We start from the raw sequence: 636 nt of genomic DNA on the forward strand, positions 1-636 counted from the left end.
TAGATACCCACGGGCTAAACCCGTGGTACTTAAGCGGCAAGCCGCTGCATAACTACGTTATGCGTTACAGATCAAGTTCGATCTGACCTGAATCCTCTTGCCCTTGATGCTGTACATATTTCATAATCGTTTCCTCATCCACGCCTACGCTACTTACAAAAAATCCTGGCGACCAAAATATGTTTTCTTTCCAGTATACGTTATCTAAAAATACAAACTTCTTTCGCAAGTAAACCGTCGATTGGCTTTTAAGATCCCTCATAACCTCCGAAATACTATATTTGGGCGGAATCACCATTACCATATGCAGGTGATCTTTATCAAAGCCAATCTCCTCAAGCAATACGCCAGGAATTTTTCGTAGCAGCTTCGGCATTACCCACTGAATGTACCTACACACTCCAGGATTCAGGACCTTTCGCCGGTATTTACATACCCAAACTATATGATATTGGAGCCTATAAACTCCATGTGCTGATTTATATGCTTTCATCCAAACATAATACCACCGAAAGGCTCATTCACCCACGGGTATCACCCGTGGTGCTCTTTCTTCGACCTGTTAAACTATATTACTGCTTTTTTTGCAGCTTTTACTTCCTTTACTCATTATCCCTTTTACTTTATAATTACCTT

At 41.0% G+C, this 636-nt stretch carries 1 protein-coding gene; it reads right to left on the bottom strand.

All coding sequences use genetic code 11. The features are described 5' to 3' along the window. Positions 1-64: 64 nt before the first annotated feature. Positions 65-493 carry an IS200/IS605 family transposase gene (gene tnpA / locus DNK85_RS10880; protein ID WP_119329578.1) on the bottom strand — a complete coding sequence of 143 codons (429 nt, stop codon included), beginning with the start codon at positions 491-493 and terminating at the stop codon, positions 65-67. Positions 494-636: the final 143 nt, after the last annotated feature.

The sequence above is a fragment of the Cysteiniphilum halobium genome (assembly GCF_003574425.1).
Classification (GTDB): domain Bacteria; phylum Pseudomonadota; class Gammaproteobacteria; order Francisellales; family Francisellaceae; genus Caedibacter; species Caedibacter halobius.